At 65.1% G+C, this 15,245-nt stretch carries 14 protein-coding genes; 8 read left to right on the top strand and 6 right to left on the bottom strand.

The genetic code is table 11. From position 1 onward, the window contains the following. Nucleotides 1–39: 39 nt before the first annotated feature. Together xth and ACSQ23_RS07265 are read left to right on the top strand one after the other, a co-directional pair. Nucleotides 40–858 carry an exodeoxyribonuclease III gene (gene xth, locus ACSQ23_RS07270; RefSeq protein WP_436090194.1) on the top strand — a complete coding sequence of 273 codons (819 nt, stop codon included), beginning with the start codon at nucleotides 40–42 and terminating at the stop codon, nucleotides 856–858. A 23-nt stretch (nucleotides 859–881) separates the two neighbouring features. Further along, nucleotides 882–1,271 carry a RidA family protein gene (locus ACSQ23_RS07265; protein WP_436090193.1) on the top strand — a complete coding sequence of 130 codons (390 nt, stop codon included), beginning with the start codon at nucleotides 882–884 and terminating at the stop codon, nucleotides 1,269–1,271. A gap of 163 nt (nucleotides 1,272–1,434) precedes the next feature. On the opposite strand, the gene ACSQ23_RS07260 is transcribed toward ACSQ23_RS07265, so the two are convergent. Next, entirely contained in the window at nucleotides 1,435–1,890 is a 456-nt protein-coding gene (locus ACSQ23_RS07260) for a cyclic nucleotide-binding domain-containing protein (protein ID WP_055874641.1), read from the bottom strand. Nucleotides 1,891–2,053: 163 nt separating this feature from the next. Further along, complete coding sequence (locus tag ACSQ23_RS07255) at nucleotides 2,054–2,737, bottom strand: response regulator transcription factor (RefSeq protein WP_055047030.1); 684 nt, start codon at nucleotides 2,735–2,737, stop codon at nucleotides 2,054–2,056. A gap of 432 nt (nucleotides 2,738–3,169) precedes the next feature. Here ACSQ23_RS07255 and ACSQ23_RS07250 point away from each other — a divergent pair, with 432 nt between their 5' ends. The 5 genes from ACSQ23_RS07250 (at nucleotide 3,170) to ACSQ23_RS07230 (ending at nucleotide 10,660) form a co-directional block, all read left to right on the top strand. Further along, nucleotides 3,170–4,192, top strand: coding sequence for a LacI family DNA-binding transcriptional regulator (locus tag ACSQ23_RS07250; protein WP_436090192.1), 1,023 nt, complete (start codon nucleotides 3,170–3,172; stop codon nucleotides 4,190–4,192). Beyond that, nucleotides 4,189–5,073: a carbohydrate ABC transporter permease gene (locus ACSQ23_RS07245; RefSeq protein ID WP_436090191.1), complete on the top strand. Its 885-nt coding sequence runs from the start codon at nucleotides 4,189–4,191 to the stop codon at nucleotides 5,071–5,073. The genes ACSQ23_RS07250 and ACSQ23_RS07245 overlap by 4 nt, the downstream gene beginning before the upstream one ends. Before the next feature lie 157 nt (nucleotides 5,074–5,230). Further along, the gene (locus ACSQ23_RS07240) at nucleotides 5,231–6,043 is read left to right on the top strand and encodes a carbohydrate ABC transporter permease (RefSeq protein WP_436090190.1); all 813 of its coding nucleotides are present in this window, start codon (nucleotides 5,231–5,233) and stop codon (nucleotides 6,041–6,043) included. Nucleotides 6,044–6,086: 43 nt separating this feature from the next. Then, a complete protein-coding gene (locus tag ACSQ23_RS07235; protein ID WP_436090189.1) occupies nucleotides 6,087–7,319 on the top strand; it encodes an ABC transporter substrate-binding protein in 1,233 nt (410 codons plus the stop codon). A 230-nt stretch (nucleotides 7,320–7,549) separates the two neighbouring features. Then, entirely contained in the window at nucleotides 7,550–10,660 is a 3,111-nt protein-coding gene (locus tag ACSQ23_RS07230; RefSeq protein WP_436090188.1) for a TIM-barrel domain-containing protein, read from the top strand. A 60-nt stretch (nucleotides 10,661–10,720) separates the two neighbouring features. Here ACSQ23_RS07230 and ACSQ23_RS07225 read toward each other — a convergent pair whose 3' ends face one another. Further along, the gene (locus ACSQ23_RS07225) at nucleotides 10,721–11,128 is read right to left on the bottom strand and encodes a DUF2000 family protein (RefSeq protein ID WP_436090187.1); all 408 of its coding nucleotides are present in this window, start codon (nucleotides 11,126–11,128) and stop codon (nucleotides 10,721–10,723) included. Nucleotides 11,129–11,156: 28 nt separating this feature from the next. Here ACSQ23_RS07225 and ACSQ23_RS07220 point away from each other — a divergent pair, with 28 nt between their 5' ends. Next, complete coding sequence (locus ACSQ23_RS07220; RefSeq protein ID WP_436090186.1) at nucleotides 11,157–12,011, top strand: AraC family transcriptional regulator; 855 nt, start codon at nucleotides 11,157–11,159, stop codon at nucleotides 12,009–12,011. A gap of 54 nt (nucleotides 12,012–12,065) precedes the next feature. Here ACSQ23_RS07220 and ACSQ23_RS07215 read toward each other — a convergent pair whose 3' ends face one another. The 3 genes from ACSQ23_RS07215 to ACSQ23_RS07205 form a co-directional block, all read right to left on the bottom strand. Then, nucleotides 12,066–13,772, bottom strand: a complete 1,707-nt coding sequence (locus ACSQ23_RS07215) for a phospholipase D-like domain-containing protein (protein WP_436090185.1) — start codon at nucleotides 13,770–13,772, stop codon at nucleotides 12,066–12,068. A gap of 253 nt (nucleotides 13,773–14,025) precedes the next feature. Continuing rightward, nucleotides 14,026–14,553, bottom strand: coding sequence for an HD domain-containing protein (locus tag ACSQ23_RS07210; RefSeq protein WP_436090184.1), 528 nt, complete (start codon nucleotides 14,551–14,553; stop codon nucleotides 14,026–14,028). Continuing rightward, entirely contained in the window at nucleotides 14,550–15,215 is a 666-nt protein-coding gene (locus ACSQ23_RS07205) for a YggS family pyridoxal phosphate-dependent enzyme (protein WP_436090183.1), read from the bottom strand. Before ACSQ23_RS07205 ends, ACSQ23_RS07210 begins: the two co-directional genes overlap by 4 nt. Nucleotides 15,216–15,245 lie beyond the last annotated feature (30 nt).

Genomic DNA, 15,245 nt, shown 5'->3' with positions numbered 1-15,245 from the left:
GCATAAGAGGCGCCTCCCATTCCTGAGGCGCCTTTTTTCATGCCGACGAGCTTTGCCACCTGGAACATCAATTCGGTCCGCCTGCGGCTGCCGATCGTCCTCGATTTCCTGCGCCAGTATGACCCCGACGTGCTGTGCCTGCAGGAGATCAAATGCCTCAACGACCAGTTCCCGCGTAACGAGTTCACCGCCGCCGGCTACCCGCACCATGCCGTACATGGCCAGAAGGGCTATCACGGCGTCGCCATCGTCTCGAAGCACCCGCTGACCGACATTTCCTCGCGCGTCTTCTGCGAGATCGAGGAAAGCCGCCACGTCTCGGCGCTGGTCGATTTCGGCCAGGGCTCTGAGTTCGGCCCGCTCACCGTCCACAATTTCTACATCCCAGCCGGCGGCGACCTCGCCGATCCCGAACTCAACCCCAAGTTCAAGCACAAGCTCGGCTTCCTCTCGGAGCTCAAGAGCTGGTTCGGCGAGGACCACTTCAAGCAGCGCCAGCTGATCTGCGGCGACTTCAACATCGCCCCGCTGGAGCACGATGTGTGGAGCCACAAGCAGCTGCTCGACGTCGTCAGCCATACCCCGATCGAGACCGAAGCGCTCAACGCGCTGCTGAGCGGCGGCCATGGTTGGGTCGACGTGGTGCGCAAGTACTTCCCGGCCGAGGAGAAGCTCTATTCCTGGTGGAGCTACCGCGCCAAGGATTGGCAGGCCGCCAACAAGGGCCGCCGCCTCGACCACATCTGGACCACCGCCGACATAGCCGCCCACACGGCCGGCGCCGAGATCATCAAGCCGGCGCGCGGCTGGAGCGACAAACCTTCCGACCACGTCCCGGTGATCGCCCGCTTCGCGTGAAGCCCAAGCAGAAGAGACCTGCCATGTCGCGAAAACTCGTCAGCTCCGGCTCCTACCTCGAACCGGTGATCGGCTTCTCCCGCGCTGTCCGCGTCGGCAACATTGTGGCCGTCGGCGGCACCGCTCCGATCAAGGCCGAAGGCGGCACCGCCGCCATCGGCGACGTCTACGGCCAGACCAGGCGCTGCCTCGAGATCATCGCCAAGGCACTGACCGATGCCGGCTCGAGCCTCGAGCATGTCACCAGGACCCGCATCATCCTCACCGATATCGCGCTGTGGAAAGACGCGGCCCGCGCGCACGCCGAGGCCTTTGCCACCGTCCGTCCGGTGACCACGCTGATGCAGGTCACCGCCTTCGTCGACCCCGACTGGTTGGTCGAGATCGAAGTCGACGCGGTGATTCCCGACTGATTCACGTGGAACAGCCACCGGTTGTGTGCTCGGGGCACCGACCATGGCGAGTTTGCCGCGAGGCAGCGCCCCTAAACTCGGTGGTGGGTGGGCACGAACTTAACGCCCACGGGCCTTCGTCGGGTGACACCGTGGGTGAGGCAGGTGGCCCAAGCCTATCCACCTACCCCTTGCCGAAGCGCTCGCGGGAGCCTTCGATCGCGCCGAGATAGCTGGTCAGTTCCCGCCGGATCCGGTCGGCTGCCCGGCCGGCCAGGTCCGGATACTGGTTCGCCAGCTTCATGAACGCCGTGCGCGGCACGAACAGCGTCTCCACCGCATCCACCGCCTTGATGGTCACCGGCCGCGGCTTGGGGATCACCAGCGCCATGGCGCCGAGTACCGCACCGACATCGTGGATCAGGTAGGGGTTGTTCTCGGCGCCATCCTGCGTGCTCGACACCGTGCCCGAGACCAGCACATGCGCGCCTTCCGGCTGGTCGCCGGAGGCATAGATGACGCTGCCGGGGCGGAACTTCTTCCGTTCCGAGGCGAACGCGAGCAATCGCCGCTGCTCGGCGTCGCAGATTTCGAAGAAATCCGCACGTCCCAGTATCGTCGCCGCGTCGTCGAGTTGCATCCCGCCCTATTCCCGGACCGCCGGCAACATACCCGGCGCTTCAGCGCCCGGTTGTGCCGCGGCCCTCGATATAGAGCATTTCTTGCCGCTGTCAGGAATCCCTTTTGCCGCGTCGGCCCACGCGGCAAAAGTTATGCACTGGCTGGCGCGCAGCCTCGACGCCCTACGGCACCAGCCGATAGCCGCCGTCTTCCGTTACCAGGAGGCGTGCATTGGATGGGTCCCGCTCGATCTTCTGGCGCAGCCGATAGATGTGCGTTTCCAGCGTATGCGTGGTGACCCGGTTATTGTAGCCCCACACTTCCTTGAGCAGGATTTCGCGGGTGATGGTCTTGGGACCCTGCCGATAGAGATACTTGAGGATCGAGGTTTCCTTGTCGGTCAGCCGCACCTTGGCCCCGTCAGGCGCCTCGAGCAGCTTGGCCGCCGGCTGGAAGCTGTAGGGCCCGATGGTGAACACCACGTCCTCGCTCTGGTCGTGCTGGCGCAGCGAGGCGCGGATGCGCGCCAGGAGCACCGAGAACCGGAACGGCTTGGTCACATAGTCATTGGCGCCCGACTCGAGCCCGAGGATCTCGTCGGAATCGCTGTCCTGCGCGGTCAGCATGATGATCGGGCTCTTAAAACCCTCGCGCCTGAGGATCTTCACTGCCTCGCGGCCATCCATATCGGGCAGCCCGACATCGAGCAGCATCAGGTCGACATGGGCGCCGCGGACCTTGCCCAGCGCATCCGACGCCGATTCCGCCTCCACCAGATCGAACTCGCGATAATGCGTCAGCTGATCGATCAAAGTCTTACGCAGGTCGGCATCGTCGTCGACAATCAGGATGCGCCGTCTGTTCATGTGAGGTACCCCAAGCCATTGGCTTCGAATTGCTGAGTTATTGCCGGACCTTGCGGCCCGCCAATCAAAATGGCGTGAGAGCGCCGCGAGATGAGAAACGTGATTTGACACAGATTGGTTTCACCCTCGATCGCCAGTCTTAGCCACGCGATGCTGACGGGAAGCTGACAATTGGCTGACAGCCAACAAGTCGGCGCCGAACCCCCTGACATACTGGCCCGGCGAGCGTGATCGCCCCGCTCTGCGGTCGTGACCGCCGGGCGGCGGTTGACAGGCAACCGATCGGGGCATATCACTACGTCGGTTTAACGTAAAACTACGCCGCTCCCACGCAGATCGATCGAAGCAAGAATCGTCGCGCGGAACCACGGGCCGGCTGGTTTAACGCAAAACCGATGAGCTGCACCCGGCTCTCAGAGGAGGATCTGCGACTTGGCACGGGCCACGATCAAGGACATTGCGCTCGCCGCGAACGTCTCGCCAATGACCGTTTCCAACGTCATCAACGGCCGCCGCGCCAAGGCCTCGGAGGAGACCATCGAGCGCATCATGGCGGCGGTGAAGACGCTGGGCTACCGCCCCAACATGAGCGCCCGCAGCCTCGTCTCCAACGCCTCGCGCATGGTGGGCGTGATCATCCCATTCACCGAAAACCAGAACCAGCTGCTGCTCGACAACCCGTTTTATGCCGAGATGATCTCCGGCATCGAAAGCGCGCTGCGCGCCAACGGCTATTACATGATGCTGTCGGGAGTGGGCGAGAGCAACGCCCAGCTCGACACCCTCTCGCACTGGAACATGGACGCGCTGATCGTGCTCGGCGTCTATCGTGAAGCGCTCTACGAGCGGCTGCGCGAACTCGCCCTGCCGACCCTGTTGATCGACAGCTATATCGACGACCCCAGCTTCTACCGCCTCGGCGTCGACGACGAGGCCGCTGCCTACCGCGCCACCAAGTACCTGATCGGCAAGGGCCACTCGGGGGTGGCGCTGGTGACCGGCGTGATCCGCACCGACGGCGTCATCGAGCACCGCGTCGACGGCTACAAGCGGGCATTGGCCGAGGCCGGCATCGGCTTTGATCCGGCCCGCATCCTCTCCGGCTCAGTCACCTTCGACTGGGGCGTTGAGGCCGCTGCAGGGCTGGTGGCGCTCCGCGACACCACCGCCGCCTTCTGCACCGCCGACCTGATCGCGGCCGGCCTCCTCGCCGGCCTGCATCGGCTCGGCAAGCGCATCCCCGAGGACTATTCGGTGATGGGTTTCGATAACCTGTCGATCTCGCGCATGGTCTACCCCGCGCTCACCACCATGGATCAATCGATCCTCGGCAAGGGCCAGCTCGCCGGCCGGCTGATCAGCGCCATCCTCAACAAGACCGACGCCCCGCGCGACAGTTTTGTCGATGTCGCCATCGTCGAGCGTGACAGCGTCAGCCAGCGAGGGGCAAGATGAGCCCTGCCGCCGATCGCTCGAAGTATCTCGCGCTGGCCGTACTGCTGCTGCCCAGCCTTGCCGGCATGGTGGTGTTCCTGATGGCGCCGGTGCTGTCCTCGCTGGTGCTCAGCTTTTCGCAATGGGACCTGATCGGCGAGATCAGCTGGGTCGGCATCGACAACTACGTCACCGCGCTCGCCGACCCGGCGGTGCTCGGGGCGCTGCGCAACACCCTCACCTTCATCCTCGGATACCTGCCCTCGGTGGTGATCATCGCGCTCGGCCTCGCCTTGCTGCTCAACCGCCGCATCCGTGGCCGCGTCGTCTTCCGCGCCATTTACTTCGTGCCGGTGGTGACCTCGTGGGTTGCCGTGTCACTGATCTGGAAGTGGCTGCTCAACCCGCAATACGGGCTGGTCAATTTCGCGCTCGGCGCCGTCGGCATCAAAGGGCCGGGCTGGCTGTTCGACCCGGCCTGGGCAATGACCGGCGTCATCCTGACCTCGGTGTGGAAGGATATCGGCTTCGTCACGGTGATCTATCTGGCCGGCCTGCAGGATATTCCCGAGCCGCTCTACGAAGCCGCCGCGCTCGATGGCGCGACGCCCTGGCAGCGGTTCTGGTCGATCACCTTCCCGATGCTGGCGCCGACCACGTTCTTCGTCACCACCATCTCGCTGATCTCGTCGTTCCAGGTGTTCGACCAGGTCTGGATCATGACCCAGGGCGGCCCGGCCGGCGCCACCTCGGTGATGGTCGAGCTGATCTACAAGAACGCCTTCAGCTACTACAAGATGGGCTACGCCTCCGCCATCTCCTGGGTGCTGTTCGCCCTGATCTTCGCGGTGACCATCGCGCAGAACCTGTTGCAGAAGAAGCTGGATCGGTCCGATGGCTGAGCCGGCGAACCCCACAGTGACGACTGATCTCGCCACACCCACCGAGTCATTCCCGCGCAAGCGGGAACCTCTGTTGGCTGAGCGTGCGACAGACACCGCAAACGGAGGTTCCCGCTTTCGCGGGAATGACTCCGTGCTCGAGAGGAAGCGCCGAGGCGTGACCCTCCCCGACGTCGCCACCTACGCCATCCTCATCGCCGGCGCGGTGGTCATGCTGCTGCCGTTCGCCTGGATGGTCTCCACCTCGCTGAAGACCGCCGGCGCCACCTTCGTCACCCCGCCTAACTGGCTGCCCGACCCGGCGACATCAGACAACTACGCCAAAGTGTTCGACAGCGCCCCGATCGGCCAGTTCCTCGTCAACTCGATCTTCGTCTCGGTCACCTCGACCGCGCTGATGGTGCTGTTCTGCGCCATGTCGGGCTACGCCTTCGCGCGCATTGAATTCCGCGGCCGCACCGTGCTGTTCTACGCGTATCTGGCGACGCTGATGATCCCGCAGCAGGTGACCCTCACCCCGCTCTTCATCATCATGAACTGGCTCGGCTGGACCAATTCCTACCAGGCGCTGATCCTGCCCTCGAGCTTCGGCGCCTTCGGCACGTTCCTGCTCCGGCAGTTCTTCCTGCGGCTGCCCAAGGAGATCGAGGAAGCCGCTTTCATCGATGGCGCCGGCTATATCCGGATCTTCTTCACCATCGCCATCCACCTGGCGCGCCCGGCGCTCGCCACCCTCGCGGTGTTCGCCTTCATGGCCAGCTGGAACAGCTTTTTGTGGCCGCTGATCATCACCACCGACCAATCCATGATGACCCTGCCGCTGGGCCTCAGCGCGCTGCAGGGCCGCTGGACCACCGACTGGAACGTGCTGATGGCCGGCGCGGTAATCGCCACGCTGCCGATCATCGCCGTCTACGTCTTCGCCCAGCGCTTCATCATCAAGGGCCTGTCCCACACCGGGCTCAAGTAACGACTAACGAAAACAACCAAGGTCTCAAGGAGGAGAAAAGACCATGCTGCGTAGAACGTTCACCGGGCTGCTGCTCGCCAGCGCCCTCATCACCCCGGTACTCGCCGAGGACGTGACCATCAAATACATGACCTTCTCGGCCGCGCCGAATTATCTGAAGGAACTCGACGCCACCATCGCCGCCTTCGAGGCCGAGCATCCGGGCATCAAGGTCACCTATGAGACCGCCGCCTGGGACGCCTATTTCACCAAGCTGCAGACCGTCGTTGCCGCGAAGCAAGCGCCCGACGCCTTTGAACTCAACTTCGAGAATTTCGTCACCTACGCGGAAAAGGGCGCGCTCGCCGACCTCACCCCGCTGATTGCAGCCGATACCGGCTTTTCGACCTCGGTCTACAACCCGACCGCGCTCGCCGCCTTCGCCCAGGATGGCAAGCAATATGGCCTGGTCGAGAGCTTCTCCAACGTCGTCCTGTTCTACAACAAGGACCTGTTCGACGCCGCTGGCGTCGCCTACCCGACTGCCGACTGGACTTGGACCGAAGAGCTCGCCGCGGCGCAGAAGCTGACCAATGCCGGCGCCGGTGTCTGGGGCGATTTCGCGCCGATCCAGTTCTGGGAGTTCTACAAGACGATTGCCCAGAACGGCGGCTCGATCCTCTCGCCCGACAAAAAGACCGTCACCATCGACTCGCCGCAGAACGTCGAAACGCTCCAGTGGATGATCGACAAGGTGAGTAAGTACAAGGTCACCCCGTCCGACGTCGAAATGGCCGGCCAGTCCTCGGAGGATCTATTCAAGGCCGGCAAGATCGCCATGCTCCGCACCGGCATCTGGCTGCTCGGCGATTTCACCGAGAATGCCAAGTTCAACTGGGATATCGCGCTCGAGCCCGGCAAGACCAACAAGGCGCACCACTTCTTCGCCAACGGCGTCGCTGTCTCGGCCAATTCGAGCCACCCGGCCGAAGCCTACCAGTGGATCAAGTTCCTCACCTCGAGTAAGGCCGCCGTCGACCTCCGCATCGCCGCCGGCTGGGAACTCCCCGCTGTCTCCGACGCCGCGGCCGTGCAGGGCTATCTCGACCAGCCGGTCCCCGGAAGCCGCGAAGTGGTGTTTGAGGCGCTCGACACCGCTGTCGTCCCGCCGGTGATCGGCAACTGGAACCAGCTGACCGACGCCGTGGGCAAAGAACTCGAAGCCGCCAAGCTCGGCCAGAAGACGCCGGAGCAGGCGCTGAAGGATGCCAAGGCGGCGATCGAGGGGCTGCTCTAAGCGCCGACTGCCGGCAGACGGCCCCCTCCCATCCTCCCCCATGAAGGGGGAGGTGCCCTGCCGGTGTGGTGGCTCGATCGAGCCACAAGCTCCACTTCACCTCCCCCCTTGTGGGGGAGGCCGGGAGGGGGCCGTCTCTCTCAGTCGGCACGCCTTCCTTCACCCAGTTGCCTCCCAAAGGGCAAGGCCGGGAGTCCCCGGGCTCTCGGCCACTCACACCGGAACCAGCCATGACCACCGACGCTCGCGAACCCGCCCTCGCCACCCGCCACCCCTGGTTCTTCGAGCTCTATGCCGAGCTGCTGCGTGACCCGGCCCCGGTCGCCCCGCAGATCGCCGCGCGCCTCGCCGACGCCGATCCCACCGATCCGGTCGAAGCCGCCCTCGCCCTCTACCTCGCCGCCCTCACCGGCAACCTGACGCTGCTCCGCTCCGCCAAGGCCGCGGCACTGCGCACCTCCATCACTGCCCGCCTCGAGCGCGAACTCTCGCCCAACCAGAACCATTTCACCGACACCTGGGTCGTGGCGCTGTGGGCCGCCGCCCTGCGCGAAACCAACCACCTGTCGCGTGACGAGAGCACCACGCGCCTCGTCGGCCGGGTGAAGAACCACGTCTATGCCAACCATGTGCGCCTCGGCGCGCTGATGTCGTCCTCCGACAAGGCGACGCTCGAGTTCGACGTGCTGCTCGCCGCCGTGCCCTTCGGCCTGTTCGACTGCGAGGACCTGGTGCTGGTCGACGCGGTCCGCGCCCTCACGGCACCCGATCGCCTGGCGAGCGCCACACCGGCCGACCGCCAGCTCCTCGCCTGGTACTATGCCGAGCAGGGCAGCTACGCCAAAAGCCGAAAACTGCTCGCCGCGACGCCGGCGCCCATCGTCGCCCAGCGCCTCAAGACCCTCGGCCAGCTCGAGGCCCGCTTCATCCGCCACGCTCCCGATGGCAATGGCAACCGCTACGAGCCGCTGCTCGAAGAGCGTTTCCCCAAACTCATCACCGATGCCGACGAGGTGATCGTCCGCGCCCAGGCCTCGCCGCTGTCGGTGGACGAGCCGCTCGAGCTCGTCGTCGGCGCAACTGCTATTGCCGGCAGCTTCAAGGGCGATTGCTGGGAGTTCATCCTCCCTCGCACCCCTCAGGGATCACTGGTCGAATACCGTATCCGCTTCACCGAGCATCCGGAGGTCATCCAGGGACCGTTCGTCTACGAGACGCTTCGGCGCCGGCAGCAGGGCAGCGCCCCGGTGCGCGTCACCGTCATTGACGGCCGCATCGACATCACCCCAAGTGCCGGCGACACGACGCTCCCGCTGCAACTGGGCGCCGTCGCCCTCACCGATATCTCCTGGCTCGAGGCCCGCGACGGCACCATCCGTGAGATTTCCGCCACCCTCACCCACCCGCCCTGCGGCTGGTACGGTTTCGGTGAGCGCTACAACGCGCTGAACCAGGCGGGCAACCGCGTCGATCAGTTCGTCTACAACCAGTACAAGGAACAGGGCTTACGGACCTATATGCCCATGCCGGTCGGCTATACCGACGCCGGCTTCGGCCTCCACCTCGCCACCGATTCCTATTCCTGGTTCGACCTCGGCATGGCAGGGGAAACCCGCTTCGGGGTCGAAGCCGCCCACCTCGCCATCGACCTCCTGACCGGCTCCGTCGCCGCGCAGGTCAGCCAGTTCATGGCGCTCACCGGCGATCCCGAACCCGTTCCCGCCTGGGCCCTCGGCCCCTGGATGTCCTCGAACAACTGGGACAGCGAGGCCGAGGTACGGAAGCAGGTGGCGCTCACCCTCGAGCACGAGATCCCGGCCACGGTCCTCGTCATCGAAGCCTGGTCGGACGAAGCGACCTTCTACATCTTCAACGACGCCCAATACGCCGAAAAGCCAGGCGCCGAGGCCTTCACCTATGGTGATTTCAGCTTCCCCGAATGGGGTCGCTGGCCCGACCCCAAAGGCCTCGCCGCGCATCTCCACGATAACGACCTGCGGCTGATCCTGTGGCAGATCCCGATCATCAAGCAGTCCCCGGCGCTGAAGCACGCCCAGAAGCGCAATGACGAAAGCCATTTCTTCGCCGAAGGGTTTGGCGTGAAACACCCGGATGGCACGCCGCTGCGGTTGCCTGAGGGGTGGTTCAAGGACAGCCTGCTGATGGATTTCACCAACCCCGCCGGCCGCGATTGGTGGTTTTCGAAGCGCCAGTATCTGATCGACGAACTCGGCGTCGATGGTTTCAAGACCGACGGCGGCGAGATGGTCTGGGGCAACGACCTCGTCTTCGCCGACGGCCGTACCGGGCTCGAGCACCGCAACGCTTATCCGCGCGACTACATCTCGGCCTATTACCGGTTCGCCCGGCAGAATGGCGGGATCTGCTTTTCACGCGCCGGCTATACGGGAGCGCAGACCTTCCCGGCCCATTGGGCCGGCGATGAACGCTCGACCTGGGATGCGTTCAAACGCTCGATCCTCGCCGGCCTCTCAGCCGGCATGTCGGGGGTGATCTTCTGGGGCTGGGACCTTGGCGGCTTCTCCGGCGAAGTGCCGAGCGCCGAGCTTTACGTGCGCTCGGCCGCCATGGCGTGTTTCTCCCCGATCATGCAGTACCACGCCGAGAGCAAGGCCGAATTCAACCAGGACCGTACCCCCTGGAATATCGCCGAACGCTCCGGCGACGCGCGGGCGCTCAGCGGCTACCGCTTTTTCGCCAACCTCCGCATGTCGCTGCTGCCTTATCTCCAGCGCGAGGCCGCCTGGTGCGTCGCCGAAAATCAGCCGCTGCTGCGCGCCATGCTGCTGGATTTCGAGGGCGATCGCCGTGCGGCCGGGCTGTGGGACCAGTACATGTTTGGCCGCTACCTGCTGGTCGCCCCGATCATTCGGGAGGGCGATACCGCCCGCGAAGTCTACCTGCCCGCGGGCCGCTGGTGGCACCTGTTCCAGAACCGCTGGTATGACGGCGGGCAAACTCACCAGGTCGCGGCTCCGCTCGAAGAGATCCCGGTCTTCCTCCGTGAAGGCGCCGCTCTCCCCCTGGCCTTCCAGCACGAAGCCCGCCTCGGCGCCAGGAGGCCCTCCGACCTCGATGCCGCCGGGACCTCGGTCCTCCTCGTCGCCGGCCTCGAGCACAGAACCACGCTCCAGCACCACGGCTTCCAAATCGCGGTATCCGATGACGTCGTGCGCGTCATCTCCAAGGGCTCTCGCCCGATCAAGCTGGCCTTCACCGACCCGCCGGCCCGGCTCGAACTGAACGGCATCGCCCAGCCCGCGGCGACCCTCGCGTTGTCCGGTGCTGAGCTGACGATGTTCGAGCTGCAGGCAGTTTGATCGACACAGCAGCCGCAACCTGAGGGTCTTATGACGCCATAGGAGTGCGGCCGGGCCGCGTCAGGGGTGCATCCTTGCTCCCTTGGCCACCTTGTCGACGAGCTTCCGCTCGGCCCGCAACCCGATGCCGACGACCCTTGCATCCTCCGGTGCGAACTGCGCGAACACTTCGCGGTTGGCCGCATCATGGCCGGTCGCGAACATTTCCTCGATATAGGCCGAGGTCACGATGCCGCGCTCCAGGGCGCGCCGATGGATGCTTCGCATCGCTTCGGCATCCGCCGCGAGAACGATCACCGGCTGCACCGACAGCGAACTGAAGCGGTTGCCGGCGCCATCGATATAGGGCTCGCCGATAATTTCGGGGTGCTGAGCCGTAATTCCGGCGGCAAGAAATGCGGTAACATTGAGCGCTTGCCACGGTGCGAGATCCTCGCGCAATACGATGGCGATCTTGGTGTCGAACATGGTGGAAACCCGGAACAGAGGTGCTGACGTGCCGCCGGTCCTAGGCGCAGAGACCGGTATCGGTCTTGAACGTTTGTGCAGCGCGGCCGCCGACGTCGTGCGCTCCGCCCCCGGCTATCCGGGCATGGAGCGGATCGAAGCGCGGTTCCTCGGCAATGCCTATGCCCGGCACCGGCACGATACCTATGCGCTCGGTGTAACCCTGCGCGGGGTGCAGAGCTTCTGGTATCGCGGCGAGGTCCGGGCCTCGCTGCCCGGCCAGGTCATCATCCTCCACCCCGACGAGATCCACGACGGCGGCGCCGGCACCGAACAGGGCCTCACCTACCGCATGCTCTACCTCGACCCGGCGCTGGTGCAGGCCGGATTGCAGAATGCCGGCCTGCCCTTCGTTGCCGCCCCTGTGGTCGACGACCTCGTGCTCCGTTCGGCGCTGCTCGAAGCTTTTGGCGACATGGACAACACCCTCGAGCCCCTGCTGGCCGACCAGGTGGTGGCCGAGCTCGCCGAGGGCCTCTTGCGTCGTGCCGATGCGCCGGCGAAGCGAGCATCGCTGCTCGACCTGGTGGCGCTGGCGCGGGTGGCGGAGCTCCTCAACCATGCCGGACTGCAGTCGATCCGCTCCGATGAGCTCGAAGCGGTCTCCGGCCTCGATCGCTTCACGCTCTCGCGCCAGTTCCGGGCCCGCTTCGGCACCAGTCCGCACCGCTACCTGACCATGCGTCGGGTCACCGAAGGCCGACGCCTGCTTGCGGCAGGCCAGTCCATAGCCGCTGTCGCCGCCGAGACTGGCTTCGCCGACCAGAGCCATTTCCACCGCCACTTCCTCAAGGCTTTCGGCATGACCCCCGGCCGCTGGCAGCGCCTGGTCATTGCGGCCTGAAGCCGGTTCGGCATGCCGGACGGACGCTATGACGCCATAGCATCCGCCTCACGCCTAGGAGAACATCAGGCGATCCTTGATCCGGCGCACGTCGGTATAGTCACGCAGCCACCAGGGGTCCTGTCCCGGGGCGGCGGGCGGAAACTTCAGCTGCAGCTTGGTGCCGGCGGCCTTGGCCTCCTGCTGGGCGATGCGGAAGTGATAGTGGTCGAACATCCGCAACGCCTCGACCATGTAGGACACCGCGATCCGCCGATCGCGCGCCAGGATCAGGTTCTCGCCATTGGTGTCGTCTGCAGCTTTCGAGAAATTGTAGGAGCCGAGATAGACCCGGGCCGTCGGCTTGTCGAAATCGATCACCACGAACTTGTGGTGCATGCGGTTGCCACTGCCGCCCACCGGCTCTGCCTTGAACGGCGCCGGGGTCCTGCCCTTCAGCAGCGCGGTGGGAAACACCGCGGGCGGGTTGCCGTCCGGCTTCTGCACATCGAGCCCACCGACTTTCTTGTCGGAGATGCCGTAGACGAACCGCTGGTTGTTGTCGCGCACCCGCCCTACGGCGTCCCGAATGACCCCGGGCGTCTGCCAGAGGAAAGCCAGCGAGAACAGCAGGCTCGACTTGGCGGTGTCGATATCGGCGGCGATCTTCTTGAGCTGCGCATTGGCCGGCGCATGCGGCGAGAACGTCGCCTTGACGTCGACCCCGGCGATCCCCAGGTCCCGCCACAGGGCCGAGCGGCTGGTGGCAAAACCGGCCTCGGTCCAGAAGTCCTCGAACGCCTCGCGAAACACCGTGACCGGCGCCGCGCCGGTGAAGATCATGGCGTTGTTCGACTGCACATAGAAGCCGCGCCAGCTGAAATTGGTGGAGCCGCCGATGGCCTTCTTCACCTGGGCGCCATCGACCACGATCATCTTGTTGTGCTGCAGCCTGCCCATATTCTGGCGCTTGACGTTGGCCGCCCCCGCCGAAGCGATGAGCAGGTCAGCCGACTGGGTTTCCCCCGAATGCGCGTCGCCGTGGTCGCCCTCATCGTCGATGATGATCCGCAGTCGCGGCCCCAATTGCCGCAGCTTATCGACAAAGCCCTTCTCGCTGAGGTCGTAGGCGACGACGAATACCTTGGCGCCCGGGTCGGCGATCGCTTCGTCGAGGGTCTCGTAGATCGCGTGGCGCCCTTCGAACCCCATCCAGGTGAGCGCCTCCTCGGTCTTGGGATGGGTCGGCGTGAAGGTCAGCCCGTCATCGGCACTCGCGGGCAGCAGCGTCGAGATCGACCCATGCTTCTCGTACCGATCCACGAAGGCCTGCGAGGAGACGAAGCCGCGCGTATAGGCAATGTTGATCGCCCCCGGATAGGTCTCGCGCCTGAGCTCGATATCGGCCAGCTGCGGCTCGCCGTAGCTGAGTTGCCCATCGTCCGCCATGAACACCGGCGTCACCATGTAGGTGTACTCGCCCGGAATCTCGGCATTGAAGGGGAAGTGCACCCAACGAAACTTCTGGATCGGCGAGAGCCGTGACGACAGCTTGTTGGGATTGACCGCACCGCCCGGCCCCGGGAAGGCGATCCGGTTATGCACGGCGAGGAAGCGCGTGCCGCCGGGCACCCGGTACTCGATGGCAAAGCCGACAAAATCCTCAGGTGGCTTGCCGTTGCGCCAATTCATGGCTAGCAGCGCCATGCCGTCACCGCGGTGCACCTTCAACGTAAACAGTGCCGCGGCATTCTTCCCCGTAACCTGAAACTCGCCAGCCATTCCGCTGCTCCCGAAAGCACAAGCGGCGCCTTGCCACCATGGCAGGCACTCACCTCGGACAGAGACATGTGGATAGTAAGTATCGGCAGAGACACAGACGCTATCACGACCCGACGACAACGAAAAGCAGTGTCATGTAAGCTTCACACTCCGAATATCGGCGCCGACATACGAAGTAACCCTGCGTGAAGTATTGCTTCCCAGAAGGGTCGCAGTGCGGTGCTATGGCGTCATAGCAGCTCGGGGACCGCGGCTAGCCCTGCCTTGGCAGCCCCGTTAGCAGCCGCCCGAGCCTGGCCAGTTCCACGCCGCGCCTCGCCGCGTTGCCGGCGATGATCTCGATCAGAAACCGGCGGTGGCCGACGATATCGGCGATGGATCCGCCAGCCAGCGCGGCCAGCGTGCGATCCCGGCCGGCATCCTCATCCAGCACGGCGAGACCGTCTGCCAACCTGAGGCACTCGGCGATCGGTGCTGCGCTCTCCAGCCCGGTGCGATGGTCGTGCGCTGCGATCGCCGTCAGCGCCTCGTCCGGCAGCCGCCCCTTCAGCCACTCCGCCGCCAGCACGCCATGCCGGCTCCAGTCGCCGTCGACGGCAAAATAGTCGAGATCGTGCGCCAGCCCGACGATCCGCCACAGCCCGGCATCGGCGCCGAGTTTGGTTGCCAGGCGCTGCATCACGAGGCCAACGAACCGCGAATGTGCGGCTCTTGGGCTCGCGCCCAGCCGCTCGGCCACCAGTTGCTCCGCCTCGGCGAGGCCGAGCCAGCCGGCACTCATCCCCGATGCCCGAACAGCGCGCTGCCGACCCGCACATGCGTCGCGCCCATGGCGATCGCCGTCTCGAAATCGCTGCTCATCCCCATCGACAGCTTCTCGACCCCAGCGTCGCGCGCCAGCGACGCCAAGTGCGCGAAATACGGCCCGGCCGGATCGGCCTCGGGCGGAATGCACATCAGCCCGATTACATCGAGGCCATGCAAATCCTTGCAACGGCCGACGAACGCCGCGGCGTCGGACGGCGCGATCCCGGCCTTCTGCTCCTCGAGCCCGATATTGACCTGCACGAAAACCGGCAGGCGCCGGCTCGCCCGCTTCATCTCCTCAGCCAGCACGCCCGCCAGCTTGTCGCGGTCAACGGTCTGGATCACGTCGAACAGCGCCACCGCTTCGCGCGCCTTGTTGGTCTGCAGCGGGCCGATCAGATGCAATTCTATGCCGTCATAGGAAGCCCGCAGCTCCGGCCACTTTTCCTTGGCCTCCTGCACGCGGTTCTCCCCGAACACCCGCTGCCCAGCGTCAAGAAACGGCCGGATTGCTGCGACATCGAAGGTTTTGGAGACAGCGACCAGCTCCACCCGATCCGGCGGCGGGCCGAAGCGCTGGTGCGCCCGCTCGATCCGGGCACGGATGATTTCGAGACTTTCCGGGGCGTTCTGCATGGCCCTCTCTGTTGACCGGTTAACGGAATT

Source organism: Devosia sp. LjRoot16 (assembly GCF_964252795.1).
GTDB lineage: Bacteria > Pseudomonadota > Alphaproteobacteria > Rhizobiales > Devosiaceae > Devosia_A.
Note: the sequence above shows the minus strand (reverse complement) of the source record. Positions and strands in the feature narration are given on the sequence as shown.

Coding starts and splice junctions, on each gene's coding strand:
- ACSQ23_RS07265 (WP_436090193.1), top strand. CDS start 882: ATGTCGCGAAAACTCGTCAGCTCCGGCTCCTACCTCGAACCGGTGATC.
- ACSQ23_RS07245 (WP_436090191.1), top strand. CDS start 4,189: ATGAGCCCTGCCGCCGATCGCTCGAAGTATCTCGCGCTGGCCGTACTG.
- ACSQ23_RS07235 (WP_436090189.1), top strand. CDS start 6,087: ATGCTGCGTAGAACGTTCACCGGGCTGCTGCTCGCCAGCGCCCTCATC.
- ACSQ23_RS07225 (WP_436090187.1), bottom strand. CDS start 11,128: ATGTTCGACACCAAGATCGCCATCGTATTGCGCGAGGATCTCGCACCG.
- ACSQ23_RS07205 (WP_436090183.1), bottom strand. CDS start 15,215: ATGCAGAACGCCCCGGAAAGTCTCGAAATCATCCGTGCCCGGATCGAG.
- ACSQ23_RS07215 (WP_436090185.1), bottom strand. CDS start 13,772: ATGGCTGGCGAGTTTCAGGTTACGGGGAAGAATGCCGCGGCACTGTTT.
- ACSQ23_RS07255 (WP_055047030.1), bottom strand. CDS start 2,737: ATGAACAGACGGCGCATCCTGATTGTCGACGACGATGCCGACCTGCGT.
- ACSQ23_RS07260 (WP_055874641.1), bottom strand. CDS start 1,890: ATGCAACTCGACGACGCGGCGACGATACTGGGACGTGCGGATTTCTTC.
- xth (WP_436090194.1), top strand. CDS start 40: ATGCCGACGAGCTTTGCCACCTGGAACATCAATTCGGTCCGCCTGCGG.
- ACSQ23_RS07230 (WP_436090188.1), top strand. CDS start 7,550: ATGACCACCGACGCTCGCGAACCCGCCCTCGCCACCCGCCACCCCTGG.
- ACSQ23_RS07210 (WP_436090184.1), bottom strand. CDS start 14,553: ATGAGTGCCGGCTGGCTCGGCCTCGCCGAGGCGGAGCAACTGGTGGCC.